20 protein-coding genes are annotated in these 18030 nt (G+C 59.0%); 14 read left to right on the top strand and 6 right to left on the bottom strand.

Annotated features, from left to right (window positions below; genetic code table 11):
* Positions 1-2: 2 nt before the first annotated feature.
* The 3 genes from WBG04_RS20775 to WBG04_RS20765 are packed head-to-tail and all read right to left on the bottom strand — an operon-like array spanning position 3 to position 1874.
* The gene (locus WBG04_RS20775) at positions 3-431 is read right to left on the bottom strand and encodes a TPM domain-containing protein (RefSeq protein ID WP_424316645.1); all 429 of its coding nucleotides are present in this window, start codon (positions 429-431) and stop codon (positions 3-5) included.
* A gap of 19 nt (positions 432-450) precedes the next feature.
* Positions 451-1248 carry a TPM domain-containing protein gene (locus WBG04_RS20770; RefSeq protein ID WP_424316644.1) on the bottom strand — a complete coding sequence of 266 codons (798 nt, stop codon included), beginning with the start codon at positions 1246-1248 and terminating at the stop codon, positions 451-453.
* Positions 1245-1874: a LemA family protein gene (locus WBG04_RS20765; RefSeq protein ID WP_424316643.1), complete on the bottom strand. Its 630-nt coding sequence runs from the start codon at positions 1872-1874 to the stop codon at positions 1245-1247. Before WBG04_RS20765 ends, WBG04_RS20770 begins: the two co-directional genes overlap by 4 nt.
* Positions 1875-1986: 112 nt before the next feature.
* Between WBG04_RS20765 and WBG04_RS20760 the strand changes: the two genes are divergently transcribed.
* The 4 genes from WBG04_RS20760 to WBG04_RS20745 all read left to right on the top strand — a co-directional run bounded on the left by WBG04_RS20760 (position 1987) and on the right by WBG04_RS20745 (position 4552).
* Positions 1987-2475: a hypothetical protein gene (locus WBG04_RS20760; protein WP_424316642.1), complete on the top strand. Its 489-nt coding sequence runs from the start codon at positions 1987-1989 to the stop codon at positions 2473-2475.
* 167 nt (positions 2476-2642) lie between these two features.
* Positions 2643-2888: an acyl carrier protein gene (locus WBG04_RS20755; RefSeq protein WP_424316641.1), complete on the top strand. Its 246-nt coding sequence runs from the start codon at positions 2643-2645 to the stop codon at positions 2886-2888.
* Positions 2885-4069, top strand: a complete 1185-nt coding sequence (locus WBG04_RS20750; RefSeq protein WP_424316640.1) for an FAD-dependent oxidoreductase — start codon at positions 2885-2887, stop codon at positions 4067-4069. Before WBG04_RS20755 ends, WBG04_RS20750 begins: the two co-directional genes overlap by 4 nt.
* 312 nt (positions 4070-4381) lie before the next feature.
* Positions 4382-4552 (top strand): hypothetical protein, encoded by a 171-nt coding sequence (locus WBG04_RS20745; protein ID WP_424316639.1) that lies wholly within the window; start codon positions 4382-4384, stop codon positions 4550-4552.
* 61 nt (positions 4553-4613) lie between these two features.
* Here WBG04_RS20745 and WBG04_RS20740 read toward each other — a convergent pair whose 3' ends face one another.
* From WBG04_RS20740 to WBG04_RS20730, 3 genes are all read right to left on the bottom strand, one after another.
* Positions 4614-5564 carry a DUF6268 family outer membrane beta-barrel protein gene (locus tag WBG04_RS20740; RefSeq protein WP_424316638.1) on the bottom strand — a complete coding sequence of 317 codons (951 nt, stop codon included), beginning with the start codon at positions 5562-5564 and terminating at the stop codon, positions 4614-4616.
* An 84-nt stretch (positions 5565-5648) separates the two neighbouring features.
* Positions 5649-6266: a flavin reductase family protein gene (locus WBG04_RS20735; RefSeq protein WP_424316637.1), complete on the bottom strand. Its 618-nt coding sequence runs from the start codon at positions 6264-6266 to the stop codon at positions 5649-5651.
* Positions 6266-6970, bottom strand: coding sequence for an SDR family NAD(P)-dependent oxidoreductase (locus WBG04_RS20730; protein WP_424316636.1), 705 nt, complete (start codon positions 6968-6970; stop codon positions 6266-6268). The genes WBG04_RS20735 and WBG04_RS20730 overlap by 1 nt, the downstream gene beginning before the upstream one ends.
* 99 nt (positions 6971-7069) lie before the next feature.
* Here WBG04_RS20730 and WBG04_RS20725 point away from each other — a divergent pair, with 99 nt between their 5' ends.
* The 10 genes from WBG04_RS20725 to WBG04_RS20680 all read left to right on the top strand — a co-directional run bounded on the left by WBG04_RS20725 (position 7070) and on the right by WBG04_RS20680 (position 18016).
* The gene (locus WBG04_RS20725) at positions 7070-7657 is read left to right on the top strand and encodes a hypothetical protein (protein WP_424316635.1); all 588 of its coding nucleotides are present in this window, start codon (positions 7070-7072) and stop codon (positions 7655-7657) included.
* An 18-nt stretch (positions 7658-7675) separates the two neighbouring features.
* Positions 7676-7960 (top strand): hypothetical protein, encoded by a 285-nt coding sequence (locus WBG04_RS20720; RefSeq protein WP_424316634.1) that lies wholly within the window; start codon positions 7676-7678, stop codon positions 7958-7960.
* A gap of 48 nt (positions 7961-8008) precedes the next feature.
* Positions 8009-8326 carry a DUF2007 domain-containing protein gene (locus tag WBG04_RS20715; RefSeq protein ID WP_424316633.1) on the top strand — a complete coding sequence of 106 codons (318 nt, stop codon included), beginning with the start codon at positions 8009-8011 and terminating at the stop codon, positions 8324-8326.
* A gap of 182 nt (positions 8327-8508) precedes the next feature.
* Entirely contained in the window at positions 8509-9600 is a 1092-nt protein-coding gene (murG, locus tag WBG04_RS20710; RefSeq protein WP_424316632.1) for an undecaprenyldiphospho-muramoylpentapeptide beta-N-acetylglucosaminyltransferase, read from the top strand.
* Positions 9597-11897: a UDP-N-acetylmuramate--L-alanine ligase gene (murC, locus tag WBG04_RS20705; RefSeq protein ID WP_424316631.1), complete on the top strand. Its 2301-nt coding sequence runs from the start codon at positions 9597-9599 to the stop codon at positions 11895-11897. Before murG ends, murC begins: the two co-directional genes overlap by 4 nt.
* A gap of 2 nt (positions 11898-11899) precedes the next feature.
* On the top strand, positions 11900-12823 hold the full coding sequence (locus WBG04_RS20700) for a D-alanine--D-alanine ligase (RefSeq protein WP_424316630.1): 924 nt from the start codon (positions 11900-11902) through the stop codon (positions 12821-12823).
* A 3-nt stretch (positions 12824-12826) separates the two neighbouring features.
* Complete coding sequence (locus WBG04_RS20695) at positions 12827-13795, top strand: cell division protein FtsQ/DivIB (protein ID WP_424316629.1); 969 nt, start codon at positions 12827-12829, stop codon at positions 13793-13795.
* Positions 13796-13825: 30 nt separating this feature from the next.
* Positions 13826-15025 carry a cell division protein FtsA gene (gene ftsA / locus WBG04_RS20690; protein WP_424316628.1) on the top strand — a complete coding sequence of 400 codons (1200 nt, stop codon included), beginning with the start codon at positions 13826-13828 and terminating at the stop codon, positions 15023-15025.
* Positions 15026-15036: 11 nt separating this feature from the next.
* Entirely contained in the window at positions 15037-16725 is a 1689-nt protein-coding gene (locus WBG04_RS20685; RefSeq protein WP_424316627.1) for a cell division protein FtsZ, read from the top strand.
* 214 nt (positions 16726-16939) lie between these two features.
* Positions 16940-18016: a response regulator transcription factor gene (locus WBG04_RS20680; protein WP_424316626.1), complete on the top strand. Its 1077-nt coding sequence runs from the start codon at positions 16940-16942 to the stop codon at positions 18014-18016.
* Positions 18017-18030: the final 14 nt, after the last annotated feature.

Genomic DNA, 18030 nt, shown 5'->3' with positions numbered 1-18030 from the left:
GGTCAATCGTAGGCGATTTCGTCGGGGAGCTCGTTGGGGTTTTCGCCGTCGGCAGGCCAGTGGTGGGCCATGGTGTCGGTCAGGGTTTTGACTCCATGAATAAGGGCTTCGCAGCGCTCACCGTTCTTGAGTTCTTCCGACATCGCTAGGGCGAGATTCTCCCAATAGTCTGGCTCAACGACGGCATTCAAGCCCTGATCCCCGAGCACGAAAAAGCGCCGGTGGCGGACCATGACGACGATCAACGCGCCATTGCGTGCCTCGGTCTTCGACATGCCCATGCGGCGGAATGCCTTCCAAGCGTATTTCTCCGGCCGGAAAACCCGCTTCGAGGAAATGACGATGCGAATTTCACCGGTGGTGCGGGTTTCCGCGTTGTGAATTTCACGGACCACCCGCTGTTCCTGCTCTTCTGTTAGAAAGTCTCTCATGCTTCGATTGCTTGGATTCTCACCATCCTCCACTTGCGCCTCCTCCGCCACTCATGCCGCCGCCTCCGCTGAAGCCGCCACCCCCGCCGAAGCCACCGCCTCCACCAAATCCACCCCCGCCTCCACCAAAGCCGCCGCCTCCCCAAGAGTTCCAACCACCATGATCGGATCCGTCGCCGGTGATGACGACGTCACGATCGCGCCACGTGGTGTAGAGAACCCACAACGCGATGACGACGATGAAGATCAGGTGGAAGGGTGGGCCTTTGGACTTCGAGTCGAGGTTCGTCTTTCCCGTTCCTCGGTATTCGCCCTTGGTCGCGGCGATCATCGCATCGACGCCTTTGGAAATGGCCTCGTTGCGTTTTCCGGCCTTCAAGCGGGGCACGATAATCTCGTCGATGATCTGTTTGCAGCGGGCATCCGGGAGGACGCCTTCCATACCATAGCCGGTGTGGATGCGGAGTTTTCGTTCGGCATCAAAGACGAAGAGGATCACTCCATTGTCTTTCCCCTTTTGGCCGGGTTCCCATTTTTCGAAGACCCGCTGGCTGAAGCCAAGCATGTCGTCGTTTTCGGGAATCCGGGAAAAGATCGCGACGAGGATCTGCGAGGAGCTTTCCCGTTCGTAGGATTCAAGTCTCGTGTCGAGCGCTCTGAAGGCCGTCGGACTCAACCAAGATGCTTCGTCATGGATATAGTCAGGCTCCGGGCTGCGCGGCAGGGTTTCGCCAACTACGATGCCTGTAATAGCGAGCCACAGGCCGACGACGAGTCGAAGAGAGATGAGCGCGATGTTTGGGTGGGCGATCCTCATTCGGCATCGCTTCCCTTGTTTCCAAAGTCGAAATCAACTTCAGGAGCTTTCTCCGTTCCGGCTTCGTTTTCGAAATAGGGTTTGGAATCGAAACCAAGCATGCTTGCGAAGAAGACGGCAGGGACCTTCTTGATGGCGGTGTTGTAGACTTTCGAGACCTCGTTGAAGCGTCCGCGCTCGACGGCGATGCGGTTCTCGGCACCTTCAAGCTGGGCTTGAAGGTCCCGGAATCCGGCGCTTGCCTTGAGGTCGGGATAGCGTTCGACGGTGACGAGTAGTCGTTGCAGTGCGCTCCCGAACTGGTTCTGGGCATCTTGAAATTTCTCGAGCATGGCGGCGCTTTCCGGGGCGTTGCTCATGTCGACGTTGACCTTGCCGACCGAAGCACGGGCTTCGATCACACTTTCGAGAGTGGATTTTTCAAAGTCGGCGGAACCCTTGACCGTACTGACGAGATTCGGGATCAGGTCAGCCCGGCGTTGATACTGATTGGCGACCTGCGCCCAGGCGGCGTCGACGGCCTGCTGTTTGCCGACCAGGCCGTTGTAAGTTCCGATGGATCCGAGCACGAGGGCTCCGATCATCGCGGCGATGACGACAACAACGATAAAAAAGGTTTTCTTCATTGATGACCATCCTATCGATCCCAATGCCTTGCTGTCGATTACTCGCCGCGGAATTAATTGGAATGCGGTTTAGATGGTTGCGTGAGGGTTGGTTGTGAGTCATTTTTCCCTGATGACGAAGTTCCTCGGATGCGCAATCGTTGGACTTTCCTCCCTTCTCCTGACTGCTTGCACCAACTACTACGAGCAGCAGCCGGAAGGGTATGTAAGTCAGACGGTGCCGGTGGGTTACACCGTGGCAATGATTGGGGGAGTCAGCTACTGGGTGAACGGCGGGCACTACTACCGCTACTGGCCGAACTACGGCTACGTGGTCGTGCGTCCGCCCTATGGACGGCCGCCTTATCAGCGTCCACCTACTCGGCCGCCTACTCGTCCGCCTCACGGGGGAAAACCGAAGCCTGAGCATCCGATTGCAAAGCCGCCAAGCACTCGTCCTCCCCAGGGAAGACCGCCGACCATTCAGCCGACGCCCTATCCCACGACCCGGCCAAGCGGTCCGTCGACGAGGCCCTCGATGCCGAGCACGCGTCCTGCGACACGTCCGATGCCTTCAGTTCAGCCGGCCCTTCGGCAGGGCGGAGGGAAACTTAGACGGTGAGGACTTAACTGTCTGAGAGCATTCCATGGAAAGGAGGCCAGCTTTCAGCGTTGGTGGCAGCGGTTGTGTGTTTCCTGGCGAACTTGCTGAGGTTTTGTTGAGATTGGAAAGAGGTTGTGACGTGCCGGGTCTTGATCCCGGCCGGGATTGGGAGAATGCTCTGCGAAATGAAGGTCCGCTGTGAACCCGAGGGGGTACTGGAGATGCTGCGCGAGGAGGGAATCCTTGAGCTGCCGTCGGACTGTGGCGTCGAGGTGGACTTGTTTGAGGCGGGTCTTGATTCGATGGCGGTGATGCAGTTGATCGTGGTGATTGAGGAGCGCTTTGGTGTGGCCTTGGGTGTAGGGGATGCCAGCCGGGAGGCGCTGGGGACGCCGACAAGTATGGCGGTAACCATCAATACCAAGGGATGAAAGTTGATGTTCTGGTGATCGGCGGTGGCAGTGCCGGACTGGCTGCGGCCGTGACGGCTTCGCGAGCGGGGATGAAAACGGTGATGGTCGAACGCCATGGCATGGCGGGAGGCATGGGAACGGCGTCGCTCGTGCATACCTTTTGCGGACTTTACTTCATTGATGGTGATGAGGCGCGACATGCGAATCCGGGTTTACCGGAGGAGTTTGCAGACCGGATGGAAATGGCGACAGGTGCCGGACCGGTGAAGATGGGTCGTGTGTGGGTGTTACCGCAGCATCCTGTTGAGTTCGCGCGGATTGCCGATGAGATGCTGCGTGAAAGTGGGGTGCAGGTATTGTTTCACTCGGATGTGATTTCGCTGGAGCCGGGATGGCGGGCGAAGGTGGCATGTCGGGGAGAGATCCGTGAAATTGAAGCGGGTGCGGTGATCGACGCGAGTGGCGATGCCGTCGGAGCCGCGATGCTCGGTTTGCCGGATGATCGGGTGGCGGCGGATCGCCTGCAGAGGCCGGCCTACGTGAGCGGGATTCAGGGCGTGGTGGGGGAGCTGGAGGGGCTGGCTTTGAGTGGTCGGCTGGTGGAAGGCGTGCGATCGGGTGATTTGCCGAAGTCGTCGCTCGGCATGCATTTCCGCAGTAGTGGCCGGAGCGGGGAGGTCTTCGGCACGCTGGATCTATCAGGTGAAGAAACCGGTGGCTATGATCCGACCGATCCAGCCTGTCTTTCCGCGCTCGAGGAAAGCGGGCGAACCGTGACGAATGCGGTGCTGGGTTATTTGAGGAAGCATCAAGAGGGGTGGGGGATGGCCTATGTTTCTCACTGGCCTGCGCGGGCCGGCGTCAGGGAGAGCCGGCGATATCGGGGAGAGGTCATCCTAACAGGTGCCGAGATCCTGGCCGGGGAGAGGTGCAAAGACGAAGTTGCCTTGGCGACCTGGCCGCTTGAGTTACGTGAAACCAATCGTGGGCCGAAGCTGCGCTATCCGGAGGGAGGGAAGGCGTCCGGTATTCCGTCCGGGGCTTTGCGGGTGGCGGGAGTCGATGGTTTGTATGTGGCCGGGCGCTGCATTTCCTGCGATCACGAGGCACAGGCGTCCATTCGGGTGATGGGCACCTGTTTTGCGACGGGCCAGGCGGTGGGTCGGATGGTAGCACGAACGGGTGCCGGATTCGGTTGAGGTACGAAAAGAGCTCGCGTCATGAAGTGTCTTTCTGAAATCAATCCCATATCCATTACTGGATCCGTAGGCTACGACACGGCAGTGAGAACTTCTGCAGCCTGCAAGCTTGATGGTCTACTGGAACCATTGTAGCCACCTGAAGAGTTGAAAACCTTGACTGACCCAAATGGCAAATGGAGCTGCAGGCCCGGCCTACACTCCCCGAAAGACTCCTCTCCCTAACTTGATCGCCCTGCCTCAGGCATGGAAATTTTGACCTCCCCATCTAGGTAGGGCGGCGTTAACGTCTCGAGTCCACCTTTCTTGCCCATGAACGTTCGCTCCATTGCCCGACTTTCCGCTCTAGTCCTTCTACTGCTGTCTCTGAGCGGCTGCCTTACCAGACGCACTGTGACGCAAGGCGGGCAGACGGTTGAGAGTGGCTATGTGGTGACGCGCCCGATCAAAGAGGCGATTCAGAACAGCAAGAAGGACCGCTGACTTGACGAAAAAAGGCTGCCCGCGATCGTGGGCAGCCTGAAAAAGCGGAGTGTCGGATCGTCTACCAGCGCGCGAGGCTGATGCCAAGCGAGACGTAGGGAGAGGGATCGGCATCGCCGAGTTGGTTGGGGAAGAGGTCGGTACCGTCGCGGGTTTGAACCTGCAGTTCATTGGCGAAGGTAAAGCCGGCCGCCGCATGAAGCCAGATTTCGCCGGCGACGTTGTAGCGATAGTAGAGTCCGGAGCGCCACGAGCTGAAGTCCAGTCTTCTGGAGGCGTTCCCCGAGTCGATGTTCCACAGGCCACCATTATTTGTGATTTCGAAGCCGATCTGATTGCGGTCGTTGATGTCGCGCCGGGCGACAAAACGAGGTCCGTAGAAGGAGACAAGCCAGTCTTCGCGGGGAGTCCAAACGAAGCCAATTCCCGGAATCACGAAGGGATCGTGGAGGATGTCCGAGGCAAAGACGCCCCCGCCAACGAGCAGCTTGTCATTCACCTGGTAGGCGGCGGCGATGGCGACATCGAGAAAGAAGTCATCGGAGTCGACATGGTCGAAGTCCGATGAGATTGAGGGACTGATCCAGGCTCCATAGGACCAGGGTGAGTTCGCTGAGGTATTCAAGACGACGATGGGAACGCCGATGCGGTAGAGGTCGCTTTCAATGTCATCAATGACGGTGCCGATGGGCGGGTTGCCGTCGAACTCGAATTGTGAGGCCTCGAAGTTGAGATAGGCAATGGCGGACCAGTCACCGCCAAGTTTGAGCGGCTTGGTCAGGAAGGCTGCAAGGCTGAGTTCCGTGAAATCAAACTCGACCGGCGAATTGTCCAGTTCCATGCCGCTGGAGTAGACGGCTCGAAAATTGAGAACATCGATGAACCGGGAGATATCGAATTCATAAGGATCCGACAGTTGCGGCTCGAGGGCGCTTTTGTCGGCCCAGGCGGGAAGGGCGAGGCCGCAGGCTAGAGCGGCGGAAATGAGTTTCAGCGATGGTCGGGACTGCATGATTCGCGAAGCTTCGCAGGTTGGAAAGGCAAAGCAAGCGTGGTGAACGCTCTTTGGAAATCAGGAGCTATCGCTATCGCGCGCTTACCTGCGGGGTTTTGCGTAGGGAAGCCGGCCGAGCGGTGACACGGTGAAGTAGGTGTCGAGGGCGGTGGAGGCGACCAATCCCATGGCGGCCAGATCGAGCGAGCCGTCGTCCATGACGTGCCCATCCTGACACTGGATCAGGGTGACCCGGCCGACGATGAGCTTGGTGCCGTTGGTGGCGATGTCGATCAGCTCTTCAAGAGTGAGGGCGATCCTCAAGGGTGACTCGGCGACGAAGGGGGCGGGGATGTCTTGCTCGAAGTGCGGTGTTAGACCACTGGCTTCGAACTCGGAGATTTCGTCCGGGTAGCGGGCGGCGCAGTGGTGAGCCTGCTCATAGATGGCTGGCGTGAGGTGGTTGATGGTCCAAGTGCGGGAATCGATGATGTTGGCCAGCGTATGGCGTTCCACGACGTCGGGACGAGTGACCATGCCGAGCAGGGCGGGATTGGAGCCCAGGTGAACGATGCTTGAGAAGGGCGCGAGGTTGGTCCGCCCTTCGGCATTGATGGTTCCGATCAAGGCGACGGGTTTGAGGCCGGGAAGGGAGGTGGCCAGTTGGACGCGTGCGAGCTTGTCCATGGTGGAGAGCTCGGAGGCGGTGATTGATTTCATCAGGCGAAGAGTCGGGTTGAAGAGAGTCCGCCATCCGGACGGAGGGTTTGGCCGGTGATGAATTTCGAGGCGTCGGAAAGGAGGAAGGAGACGAGTGAGGCGATGTCGTCCGGGTCGCCGACTTGCTGCAAGGGATGACGTTTTGCCGAGGCCTCGCGCTTGGCCTCCGAGCCGAGCAGACTACCGGCGAGCGGGGTGTCGGTGAGCGAGGGTGCGATCAGATTGACGCGGATGTGGGGTGCGAGTTCGGCTGCCAGCGAGCGGGCCAGACCTTCGACTGCGCCTTTCGCAGCGGCGATCGAAGCATGAAAGGGCATGCCCTGCGCGACGGCGACCGTGGAGAAAAGGACGATTGATGCGGGAGCGCCTTGTTTGAGCGCGGGCAGGGCGGCTTGGATGGCGTGCACGGCGCCGAGGAGGTTGATTTGGAGGTCTTTGAGAAAGTCCTCGGGATTCATGCGATGAAAAGGTTTCAGCGAGATCGTGCCGGGAAAGTAGACGAGACCGGAGAGACGCTCGGGAAGCTGTGAAGCTTCGAGGGCCGGCGCTTCGGCATCAAAGGGCAGGGTCGAGATGCCAAGTTCTTCGAGTGGGGCGGAGTGGCGGGCGGCAGCGATGAGTGTACGCTCATGATTGAGGAGGTGTTTCACGCTGGCCAATCCGATGCCGGAATTGCCACCAATGACGAGGATGGGTGAGCTCATGGTTGATCGTGTGATGGCTGGGCAGCTTGTCCAGTAGAGATCTGAATCCGAGGAGGGTTGCGTGGCTCTCGTTGACAGTGAGAGTCTGACGACTCTTTAATGAGCGCGGTGCAACGCTTCTTCCATAACCTGACGGCGATGCCAATCCTGCTGCTGCTGACGACCTGCGGGTTGACGAGCAAGGATGGCTGGAAGGCGGCAGTTGAAGTGCAGACGGCACAATTGGGCTACCGGAACTGGATCGTGATCGCGGAGGCCTCCTTTCCTGCGCATTCCCGGCCGGGCACCCGCCAAGTGAACACTTACGAACCGATCCCGGTGGTGCTTGACGAGGTCTTGAGGACTCTGGAGCGGACCGAGCACGTTCGTCCACGGATCTTCATTCCACGCGAAATGCGTGCGGTTGAAAACGATTTCGCGCCTGGGATCGATGGGTATCGCGAAGTGCTTGATGAGGCGCTCCACGGTCACGAGTTTACGGAACTGGATCAGGATTCGCTGATGACTTTGGTTCAGGATGCGCAGAAAAGCTTTGATGTGCTGGTGCTGCGGACGACTACGGCGCTGCCGTACACTAGTATCTTTCTCGAACTTCAACCGGGCTACTGGGATGGGGAGTCTGAAGAGCGCCTGCGGACCGAGATGAAGCGGAGGCGGATGGAAAAACTGGCGTCGCCGGCCCCTTGAGGACAGGTTTCCGCCGCGATGACCAAGGATGAGATACGGGCGGAGCGCGAGAGCGCGTGGATTGGGGATGCCGTGCTGGCGCTGTTTGCGAGGAACTGGGTGCTGCGCGAGCGGGGCACGATGGATGGGGAATGGTTCACCCGGCTGACTTCGAACGATTTCCTGAGTGCTTTTGGAAACCCGACGCGGGTGGAGGCGAAGATCGGGGCGATCTACAGGAAAGATGGCATTGATGCGGCTTTTGCCTGGATGGATGAAGAGTTGGTGCCGCTGTTCCGCAAACAAATGGCGAATCGCGGGTGACCGTATTTCTCTCTCGATTCGGACACGGGCGCTTGTATGAGTCTTGGGATGATCGAACTTTATCGTGATCGGGATTCGTCCCGGATCGGACATTTTCAGAGCATTCTGGAGTCGGAGGGAATCAAAACCTTTATCAGGAATGACACGCTCGCGATCACCGAGGTCTCGATTCCTGTCTTCCTGCCGGCGCTGTGCATTCTGGACCCGGCCGACAAGGACCGCGCCATTGAACTTCTGCGTGGCTTCATTGAGTCTTCCGAGAAGGCCGTGACAACGGAGCTGACCTGCAGTGCTTGTGGTGAGATCAACCCGGGCAATTTCGAAGTCTGTTGGAATTGTGGGCAGGAGATTCAGGAGGGGAAGTGAGACCGATGCGGGGTGGAGGGAATCCATGCCGCTGAGAGGCTTCGAAAGGCGAGATCGCTCGAAAAAGCGTAAAAACCCGCAGTATTTGGGTTTTGGGGATTGCTTGATATTTAGGAAATGTTGCATGTTTCGGGCAGTTCTTGGCGGAAATGGCACCGCCGGGAGTTATCGGGACAACACACATGGAATCGAATGGCGGGCAACCGGGGCTGGTGATTGCCTGCGGTGGCACGGGAGGACATCTCTTTCCCGGCCTCGCAGTGGCGGAGGCTTGGGCGGCACGTGGCGGCAGGGTGGTGCTGCTGGTGTCCGAGAAAAAAATCGATCAGGAGGCGTCGCGGAAGTATTCGCAGTACCGCTTTGAGACGATTCCGGCCGCGGTGAAACCACCGACTTTTTCGCCGAAGATGCTGCCGTTTCTCTGGGGGTTGTGGCGGACGATCGGCCGCTGCCGGGTCATTCTAAAGGACTTTGGTGCGGATGCGGTGTTGGGCATGGGGGGCTTCACTTCGCTGCCGCCGGTTTATGCCGCGAAGAAGTCCGGGCTGCCGGGGTTTGTGCATGATTCCAATGCACTGCCGGGTAAGGCGAATCGTTTGACGGCGCGTTGGTGCCGCGAGGTGTTCATCGGACTGGAGGCGGCACGCAGCCACTTTTCGGGATCCGAGTGTGTGCTGACCGGAACGCCGGTGCGCGAGGAGTTGAGATGTCTGCCGAGTCGGGGGGAAGCTGCGGCAAAGTTTGGCCTGGATCCTTCGAAGCCGACCTTGTTGGTGATGGGGGGGAGCCAAGGTGCGCGGAGGCTCAACACGATCGTGGCGGAGGCGGCTTTTGAAGATGGCGTCCAGGTGCTGCACATTGCGGGTCCGGGCGATGAGCAACGGGTGATCGATCAGGCCGGAAAGCGTGAAGGATACAAGGTGCTGGGATTTTGCGATGACATGCCGTCGGCCTACGCGGTGAGCGATGCGGTAGTCGCCCGGGCCGGGGCATCGAGCATGACCGAACTGGCCTTTCTGGGCCTGCCTTCGGTGCTGGTGCCGTTTCCCTATGCGGCCGACGATCACCAGACCTGGAATGCGAAGGTGTTCTCCGAAGCGGGTGCGGCTTATCTTGAGCAGGAAGCGGATCTGGATTCTGAGAAGCTGGCGACGCGGGTGGGGGAGATGCTGGAACCCGGAAAGCGGAAGCAGATGTCGGATGCGGTTCGAAAGCTGTCGGTGAACGATTCCGCGGACCAGGTCTGTGAAGCGATTTTGAAGGTGATTGAATGAACGAACTTTCCCAACGACTGACGAATTTGTCGAAGCCGCTGCGGATCCACCTCGTGGGTGTGGCTGGCTCGGGCATGAGTGGTCTGGCGTTGTTGTTGATGGGTATGGGTCACCGGGTCAGTGGCTCGGATCGCGTGACGAGTGGTGAGACCGAGCGCCTGCAGGGGCTTGGTCTGCGCTTTTCCTCGCCGCACACCGCCGAGGCGGTGGAGGGTGCGGATGCGGTCGTCTATTCCTCCGCCATCCGGCCGAACAATGTGGCCCTGGTGGCGGCGAAGGAGCAGGGGATCCGCTTGCTGCGACGGGCCGAGTGCCTCGCGGCGATTCTCAACACCCGCAAGGGGATCATCGTTTCCGGAACGCACGGGAAGACGACTACTTCGGCGATGGTGGCGCACGCCTTGCGGGAGGCGGGATTCCGTCCCAGTCACTATGTGGGTGCCGAGATTCCGGTGCTGGGTCAGAATGCACGCTGGTCGGATGATGGCGAATGGATGGTGGCGGAAGGTGATGAAAGCGACGGCACGCTGGCGCTCTATCGGACGGCTTGTTCGATCGTGTTGAACATTGAGGCCGAGCATCTTGATCACTACCGCAATCTCGATGAGATCAAGGAGGTGTTTCGGACACTGCTTTCGCAAACGAGCGGGCCGGTGGTTTATTGTGGTGAGGACGAAGGCGCTCGCTCGGTTTGCGCGGAGCGCGAGCAATCGGTCAGCTATGGCTGGGCGGATTGCGATTATACCGCTACCGAGATCCGTGAATTGCGAGGAGCTACGGCCTTTGCCGTATTTCACGGGAGTGAGAGGCTGGGTGAGGTGGAGCTTGGGATTCCGGGTCGCCACAATGTGCTGAATGCGCTGGCGGCGATCGCGACCTGCGATCGTCTCGGTGCCGATTTCCTTCTGGTATCCCGGGCCCTGAATACCTTTGCGGGTGCGCGCCGTCGCTTTGAGACGAAGTATCTTTCGAAGAAGCTGCGGATCGTCGATGACTATGGCCACCATCCAACCGAGATCGCGGCGACGCTCCAGACGGCGCGCCAATTGAAGCCCGGGCGGGTGGTCGTGGTTTTCCAGCCGCATCGTTTTACCCGGACTCAGGCGCTGGCGGACGACTTCGGCCGGGTGCTTGCCGCGGCGGACGAGGTTTTCGTCACCGATGTTTATCCTGCCAGCGAACAGCCGATTCCCGGGGTGAGTGGGCAGACGATTGTCGATGCGGTTCGAAAGCATGGAAAGATTCCGGTCACTTCGGTTCCCGATCTTCAAAGCGCCCACCATCAGGTTGGCAATGCCTTGGACGATGGGGATATGCTGATCACGCTGGGCGCGGGGAACATCCACGAGCCCGGAACCAAGATTGCCCGGGACCAGAAGATCCTCGAGGAGATTGTCGGCGGGCAGTCCGAAGATGAGATCTCGGTGAAACTCTATGAGCCGATGCGGCGTCACACGACGATGCTGGTCGGCGGGCCGGCGCAGTTTTGGATTGAGCCGCATACTTTCAAGGCCTTTGCGGAGGCGGCGGATTACTGTCGCGAGCGTGGCATTGCGGTGCGGGTGGTTGGTCGCGGCTCCAACCTGCTGGTTCGCGATGGCGGCATCCGCGGTGCGGTGATTCATCCGGCGGGTGGCGAGTTTGCCGAGTGTTATGTCGACGACGACGGCCATGTGGTCGCCGGTGCGGGCGTGCGCTTGAAGAAGCTTGCGAGTGTGGCTCAAGCAGCGGAGATCGGTGGCTTTGAGTGGATGGAAGGCATTCCGGGCAATGTCGGTGGTGCGCTGCGGATGAATGCCGGTGCGATGGGGATCGAGACCTTCGATCAGGTGGTGAGTGTGACTTTTCTCGACGAGGATGGTGAGATTCGGACACGGAGTCGTGATGAGATCACCGCCGAGTACCGCAACGTGCAGGAGCTGCGACGCAACTTCGCATTGCGGGCGGTTTTCAAAGGAGAGCAGGACACGGCGGAGAACATCCAGGCGAAGTGGGACGAATCACGGGCGAAGCGCCGGAAGAGTCAGCCGATCGCGGCGAGTGCCGGCTGTATTTTCAAGAACCCGGTGGAGACCCCGGCCGGGATGCTGGTCGATGAGCTGGGAATGAAGGGCCGCGAGAACGGCAAGGCGGGGGTCTCGGATGTTCACGGGAACTTCATCGTCAATCGCGGTGGCGCGGTGGCGGGCGATGTGCTGGGATTGATCGAACGAATCAAGTCGAAGGCGCGGAGCGAACGAAACATCGAACTGGAGACCGAAGTGAAAATCATCGGTGAAGACGAAAATACATTCTGATCATGTTACCTGATAATCTTCTAATTACGGTACTGATGGGCGGGCCTGGATCCGAGCGGGACGTCTCGCTTGCTTCGGGAAAAGCCGTGCTCAAGGCGCTGCTTGATGCCGGGCTGCGTGTGGAAGGTGTGGATGTGAAGGGCGCGGATTTTGACCTGCCGGAGGGCACGGGGCTGGCCTTCAACGTGATTCACGGAACCTTTGGTGAGGACGGCCAACTGCAGTCGATCCTTGAGCAGCGGGGTGTGCCGTATACTGGGGCGGGTTCGAAAAGCAGTGCGGTGGCTTTTGATAAGAATCTGGCGAAGGCGAAATTCCTCGAGGCGAAGGTGCCGACGCCGGCCTCTGAAATCATCGATGTTTCCTCCGGCGTGAAAATGCCGGAGATGGAGCTGCCATACGTGGTGAAGGCTCCGTGCCAGGGTTCGAGTGTCGGGGTCCACATTGTCAAGGATGCGGCTGCGGCGGAAGCAGCGATGGAGGATGCCGCGAAATATGGCGATGAGATTCTGGTCGAGCAGTTCGTGAAGGGCCGTGAGCTGACGGTGGCCGTGGTGGACGGGGTGGCGATGCCGGTCGTTGAGATCGTGCCACCGGATGGGGTCTACGATATGGCTAGTAAGTACCCTTGGTTGAGTGGGGCGCAGGGAAGCCAGTATTTCTGTCCGGCCGCGCTGGATGAGGCCACGACCCGCGCCGTGCAGGATGCGGCGTTGGAAGCGCATCGCTCGCTGGGTGTGGAGGTTTATTCGCGGGTTGATGTGCTGCTGGACGACGAGGGGAATCCCTTCGTGCTGGAAGCGAATACGATTCCCGGGATGACCGAGACGAGCCTGCTGCCGAAGAGTGCCGCGGCAAGCGGGATGGATTTCACCGCTCTGTGCCTGCGGATCGCTGAGTTGAGTTTGGCTTTGGGTAAAAGATGAACTATGTTTAAGCGCAAGACATCTAAAGTACGCAACCGGCATCAGGTGAAGATGCTGAAGGCGAATGTCATGTCGCCGCGGATTTTCTGGTTCGATGTGCGGCATGCGATGGCGCAGCTCTTCAGGATGACCCTGTGGCTCGCCCTGCTGGGTGCGCTTGGCTATGCGGTCTGGCTGGGGGTTCAGCATGGTTTGGTGGAGAACGAGGAGTTCATGTTGAAGCGGATCGAGCTTTCGGAGAATCCGGCGGTGGATGAGATCCGGTTGCTGAATGTGGCGGGCATCGATCCTGCGGGAAGCTTGTTCGATTGTGATGTCGCGGAGATCGAGGGGCGCTTGCGGGCGCTGCCTGAGATTTCCGACGTCGATGTGCGGCGCGAATTTCCAGGGACGCTGTTTGTTGATCTCAAGGTCCGGGAGCCGATGCTCTGGGTGGCAAACAAGGGCGCAGGCATCATGCCTCGTGATCGGATCACCGGTCTGCTGGTGGACCGCTCGGGGATCGCTTTTCCCTGTCCGCGCGGAATCTATGATGAAGCGCTGGCTTTGCCAGTGATTGCGCTTGGTGACGGCGGGCAACCGCTCAAGGCAGGAGCGAGAGTGGATCATCCGGATTTCGTTCGCGGAATGAGACTTTATTCGGCGGCCGGGGCCTACACACCGGACGCCGAGCTTTGGATCGATACGATCTGGCAGCACAAGTCGTGGGCGAGCCGGATGACGACGCGTGACGGGATGGAGGTGACCTTCGGGCACGACAATCTGAAGCGTCAGATGAGTGATTTGCTTGCCGCGGTCCAGCATGCGCGTGACAAGGGGGCGCGGATTGCGACGATCACCCTGATCGGCTCCCGCAATCTGCCCGTCACTTATCAGGAAGCTCCGCCGCCCAAGGCCATTCTGGTCGAACCGCCCCCTGTCGAGGTTCGTCCAGCAATCGACCCTGATTTGAACCATCTACTCGACCGCTGATCCCCAGTTTTTTCTTTAGGTAAATCCACCATGGCTCGCACCAAAATTCACGTCGGACTTGAAATCGGAACCAGCAAGATTTGCATGGTGGTCGGTGAGGTGAAGTCGGATGGCTCGGTCAAGATCCTCGGGGTCGGCCAGAGCAAGTCCGTCGGGGTAAGGAAGGGTGAGATCTACGATTTTCCCCAGGTCCGTGCCTGCGTGAAGGACGCGCTGGTGAAGGCGGAAGATGCCAGTGACGTGGAGGTGGGTTCGGTTTTTCTGGCCGTCACGGGAGCTCATATCCAGGGGCTGAATAATCGGGGTAGCTTCCGTCTGCCTGATGGTGAGGACTCGATCGATCCGGAACATGTGAACGAAGCCAAGGAGATTGCCCGCTCGGTCGCGATCCCGGCGGATCACGTTTATCTGCACCATGTGATCCGTCGCTTCGGAGTGGATGGTTATGAGCACGCGAGCAGTCCTATCGGCTTGTCCGGGAAGACGGTCGACGCTGACTTTCATATCGTTCACGGCATTCGCTCGCGCATTGAGAATCAGATCAAATGTGTCCGTGAGATGCCGTTGGATGTCGATGATCTGGTCTTTTCTCCGATTGCGACCGCGCAGGTGGCGCTGGATCGGGAAGCGAGGGAGCGTGGGGCGTTGGTGATTGATATCGGGGGTGGGACGACTGACTACGCGCTGTATCTTGACGGGGTGGTGGAAGCGACCGGCTGCATCCCGGTGGGCGGTGATCACATTACCAACGACATTCATTTGGTAACGGGCTTGCCGTTTTCGAAGGCGGAGATCCTGAAGGTGCGGGAAGGCGATGCCTCGGGTGATCCGGCGCGCTCGGTGGGCACGGCCAAGGTGTCGGATGAAAAAGGGTTTTCGGATGCAGAGGTGAAGCGGCAGTTGTTGAACGACATCATCCGCCAGCGTCTTGAAGAAACCCTGCGCCTGCTGCTGGCGCGGCTGCCGGAGGGGGCGATGGAGAAGGTGGGAACCGGTGTGTTCCTGGCGGGCGGCACCAGTCTGATGCGTGGCTTTGGCGAGCTGGCGTATGAAGTTTTCGGGCGGGATATTTACCGCCCTGAGCCACCGGAGTTGAGCGGTGTGCAGGCAAGTTTCAAGGACCCCCAATTTACTACAGCCCTCGGGCTGATTCGTTATGCCCAGATTGTCGAAAGCGAGCGCGCGCCAAAGCGTGGTTTGCTGAGCCGACTGTGGCCTTTCTCCCGCTGACCGATGATACCATGATTGAATTCCCACAAGACCAACAGAACACCATTCCCACTTCTTCAGTGAAGATCGTGGGCCTCGGCGGTGCCGGTGCCAACATGCTTGACCGCGTGGCCCTCGATGGCCTCGACGGTGCCGAGCTGCTGGCACTCAATACCGATATTCGCACCCTTTCCGGCTCCGTCGCCGGTGAACGCATCCAACTCGGTCGCAACCTGACCAAGGGGCTGGGAACCGGAGGCGATCCGGATCTCGGGAATCAGGCGGTGCTTGAAGCCGAGGACGAACTGCGAGCGGCGCTGAAGGGCCGGAAGATCGTATTCATCTGTGTCGGTCTCGGTGGCGGCACTGGATCGGGTGCGGCGCCGATCGTCGCTCGCGTCGCGCGCGAAGAGGGAGCTTTCGTGGTGATGTTTGCCACGATGCCGTTTGTCTTTGAAGGGCGTCGCCGGCGTGAACAGGCTGAAACGGCGCTCAACGAACTGGCGGTGCTTTCGAACGCCTTGGTGACTTTCGACAACAGTCGGATGGGCGAACTGGTGCTCGCCAAGCAGGGGATTCACGAAGCTTTCGCGGCTGCGGACCGGATGATTTCTGAAAGCATCAAGGCGGTGATCCGGCTGGTGGTGCGTCCGGGCCTGATCAACATCGGACTCGATGATCTGATGAGCGCCCTACGGACGACACGCTCGCGTTGTTTGTTCGGATCGGGCATCGCCCGCGGCAAGGACCGGGCGCAGAAGGCGCTGCGAAATGCCCTTTCGAGTCCCTTGCTTGACGAGGGTGCCCTGCTTGAAGATGCGGAGACCGTTCTGGTCCATCTTTGTGGTGGCGAGGATCTGACCTTGTTCGAGATCGAGTTGCTGATGGAGAGCCTCGGCAAGTATGTGCCGAAGAAAGCGCATGTGCTGTTTGGTGCCGCGATTGATCCAAGCATGAGCGATCAGTTGAGCATCACTTTGGTGAGTTCGCTGCCCGAGGAAAGACTGCGCCAAACGCTGCCGCAGGAAACTCGGGCAAGTGTTGCTGCTTCAAAGGTGGCAAGTCTTGAGCCCAGCGTGGGATTTGATGCGAGCGAAGAAAAGGACGAGCCCGAATCTGAGGTGATCGACTTCGTCAAGGAGCCCGAGCCTCCGGCCGAAAAAGATCCGGAACCCGAGGAAGACGAAGCGTGGCTTTCGGAGGATGAGTCCGACGAGCCTGAAGAAGTTGAGGAGTTCGAGGAAGAGTTGGAGGCTGAAGATGAGGAAGAACCTTCAGGTTTTGTTCCTGAGCCCAAACCTGAGCCCAAACCTGAGCCCAAACCTGAGCCCAAACCTGAACCCGAACCCAAAGCAATCGAAGAATCGGCAGCTGACGATGAGGAGAAACCGGTCGAGCTGACCATTGATGACGAGGCACCCTTCGCCGAGTCCGAGGTCCCGGCGAAGCCCGAGGGATCCAAGCTGCCACGACTGAATAAAGCTGAGGCGGCGAAGCGAAACTACGCCAAGCCGAGGTCGGGAGAAGACGAGATCTTCGATCAGGATCTGGAGCATCCTGATGATGAGGTGGTGGAAAAGCTTAGCCCGAAAACGGGAGATCCCCAGGCGGAGTTGAGCTTTGAAGGTGGTCCGCGTGGCAGGTTTGAGGGGGCCAGCCCAAGCGTTTTTGAGGGCGAAGATCTCGATGTGCCCGCCTTTCTGAGGAAGAAGCGGAAATAAAATCACCGCCTGACTTCAAAGAATAGCCCTGCCGGTTTGAAACCGGCAGGGCTGTTTTCCCCCCAGAAAACACACAAGCAAAAGGTGGACCTCCGATCCAAAGCCCCGTCGTTTGCGCGCTCAATCACTCGCACTTGCTGGCAATAACGACAATGCGTGTTGATACCTACGGAAAAATACGCAATCATCTCATGTCGCGCCCTTTTATTTAGTCATGCTAGGAAGCTCCTATTTTTCATTGGTTCAGTCTCTTCACGAAAGCAGTTCGTTCGAGGAGGTGGCGGACCTTTTATCAAACCATCTGCCCCGGCAGTTTACCAATGACCATGCGACAATCGCCTTGGTAGGTGATGGTCCGGTGCTGCTCGAAATTCTTGGAAACAGTCCGAGCTCGGAAGTGGCTCGGGGCGACTTCGAGTGTGTGGCGAGCCTTCTTCCAAAGCATCCTTTGCTTGGCAACATTGATCTCAGGAGTCCGGGGAATCTTGGTTTCGCCGCGAGTGACTACCTCAAGGAAGGGGAATACCGGAATTCGGAATTCAATCGCGGGCTGCCTCAACCGATGCAGGCGGACGACAGCGTGGCGGGTCGCCTGTCGACTTGCTGGGGACGTAGTACCTTGCTGTTTGTTTGTCGGGAGGAGGGGATTTTTACCAAGGAAGACCGTCAGGTGTTCGATGCCGTGCTTTTCACCGCAAGGGCGGTGCTGGAGCGGATCTCCAGCCAGAGTCTCGAAGCGCAGTTCCGGAAGTTCCTGCTCGGATCGGGCGCTGCAGCACCTACTTCACTGTTCTCCTTGGGACTTAGTAAGGAGTTGCTGCCCATGAACTTTCTGGCGCTTCGCCTTTCGGAGAAATGGTGGGGTCTTGATGAGCCGTTTCGTAAGCTCGATGACGAGGTCTACGCAATGATTGCCGCAGAAATGGACAAGGCTTGGATCGATCCGGTCGTCTCAAGCTTCCGATCGTTGGAGGTCGATCTCGGAGGTGGTCCCTTGCCACTCTATGCGGTGCCGAAAGCCGACGGTGAGGTGCTCCTTGCGGCTCCGCTTGCAGGCAGCACTCCCGTAAACTCGGATGATGCGGTAAATGCGGTGCTGACCAAGCGGCAGAAGGAAATCATGGACTGGATTGCCGAAGGAAAGACCAGTGCGGAAGCGGCGATCATTCTCGATATCAGTCCGCGCACGGTTGAAAAACATCTGGAAGCGGTCTTTCAGCGTCTCGGGGTCGAAAACCGGATTGCAGCCGTGCGGCGTTTCCTCGACCTGAAGCAAGGGCAGCGAGTCTAGTTTTTTGGGCGAGC

It is taken from the genome of Haloferula sp. (assembly GCF_049672945.1).
GTDB lineage: Bacteria > Verrucomicrobiota > Verrucomicrobiia > Verrucomicrobiales > Akkermansiaceae > Haloferula.
The sequence above is the reverse complement of the archived record's forward strand: the minus strand, read 5'-3'. Positions and strand labels throughout refer to the sequence as shown.

What these genes read in the sequence shown, in the direction of transcription:
- WBG04_RS20755 (WP_424316641.1), top strand. Translation starts at nt 2,643, where the DNA reads ATGAAGGTCCGCTGTGAACCCGAGGGGGTACTGGAGATGCTGCGCGAG.
- ftsA (WP_424316628.1), top strand. Translation starts at nt 13,826, where the DNA reads ATGGCTCGCACCAAAATTCACGTCGGACTTGAAATCGGAACCAGCAAG.
- WBG04_RS20725 (WP_424316635.1), top strand. Translation starts at nt 7,070, where the DNA reads ATGAGCGCGGTGCAACGCTTCTTCCATAACCTGACGGCGATGCCAATC.
- murC (WP_424316631.1), top strand. Translation starts at nt 9,597, where the DNA reads ATGAACGAACTTTCCCAACGACTGACGAATTTGTCGAAGCCGCTGCGG.
- WBG04_RS20715 (WP_424316633.1), top strand. Translation starts at nt 8,009, where the DNA reads ATGATCGAACTTTATCGTGATCGGGATTCGTCCCGGATCGGACATTTT.
- WBG04_RS20740 (WP_424316638.1), bottom strand. Translation starts at nt 5,564, where the DNA reads ATGCAGTCCCGACCATCGCTGAAACTCATTTCCGCCGCTCTAGCCTGC.
- murG (WP_424316632.1), top strand. Translation starts at nt 8,509, where the DNA reads ATGGAATCGAATGGCGGGCAACCGGGGCTGGTGATTGCCTGCGGTGGC.
- WBG04_RS20770 (WP_424316644.1), bottom strand. Translation starts at nt 1,248, where the DNA reads ATGAGGATCGCCCACCCAAACATCGCGCTCATCTCTCTTCGACTCGTC.
- WBG04_RS20765 (WP_424316643.1), bottom strand. Translation starts at nt 1,874, where the DNA reads ATGAAGAAAACCTTTTTTATCGTTGTTGTCGTCATCGCCGCGATGATC.
- WBG04_RS20750 (WP_424316640.1), top strand. Translation starts at nt 2,885, where the DNA reads ATGAAAGTTGATGTTCTGGTGATCGGCGGTGGCAGTGCCGGACTGGCT.
- WBG04_RS20680 (WP_424316626.1), top strand. Translation starts at nt 16,940, where the DNA reads ATGCTAGGAAGCTCCTATTTTTCATTGGTTCAGTCTCTTCACGAAAGC.
- WBG04_RS20760 (WP_424316642.1), top strand. Translation starts at nt 1,987, where the DNA reads ATGACGAAGTTCCTCGGATGCGCAATCGTTGGACTTTCCTCCCTTCTC.
- WBG04_RS20695 (WP_424316629.1), top strand. Translation starts at nt 12,827, where the DNA reads ATGTTTAAGCGCAAGACATCTAAAGTACGCAACCGGCATCAGGTGAAG.
- WBG04_RS20775 (WP_424316645.1), bottom strand. Translation starts at nt 431, where the DNA reads ATGAGAGACTTTCTAACAGAAGAGCAGGAACAGCGGGTGGTCCGTGAA.
- WBG04_RS20735 (WP_424316637.1), bottom strand. Translation starts at nt 6,266, where the DNA reads ATGAAATCAATCACCGCCTCCGAGCTCTCCACCATGGACAAGCTCGCA.
- WBG04_RS20745 (WP_424316639.1), top strand. Translation starts at nt 4,382, where the DNA reads ATGAACGTTCGCTCCATTGCCCGACTTTCCGCTCTAGTCCTTCTACTG.
- WBG04_RS20730 (WP_424316636.1), bottom strand. Translation starts at nt 6,970, where the DNA reads ATGAGCTCACCCATCCTCGTCATTGGTGGCAATTCCGGCATCGGATTG.
- WBG04_RS20720 (WP_424316634.1), top strand. Translation starts at nt 7,676, where the DNA reads ATGACCAAGGATGAGATACGGGCGGAGCGCGAGAGCGCGTGGATTGGG.
- WBG04_RS20685 (WP_424316627.1), top strand. Translation starts at nt 15,037, where the DNA reads ATGATTGAATTCCCACAAGACCAACAGAACACCATTCCCACTTCTTCA.
- WBG04_RS20700 (WP_424316630.1), top strand. Translation starts at nt 11,900, where the DNA reads ATGTTACCTGATAATCTTCTAATTACGGTACTGATGGGCGGGCCTGGA.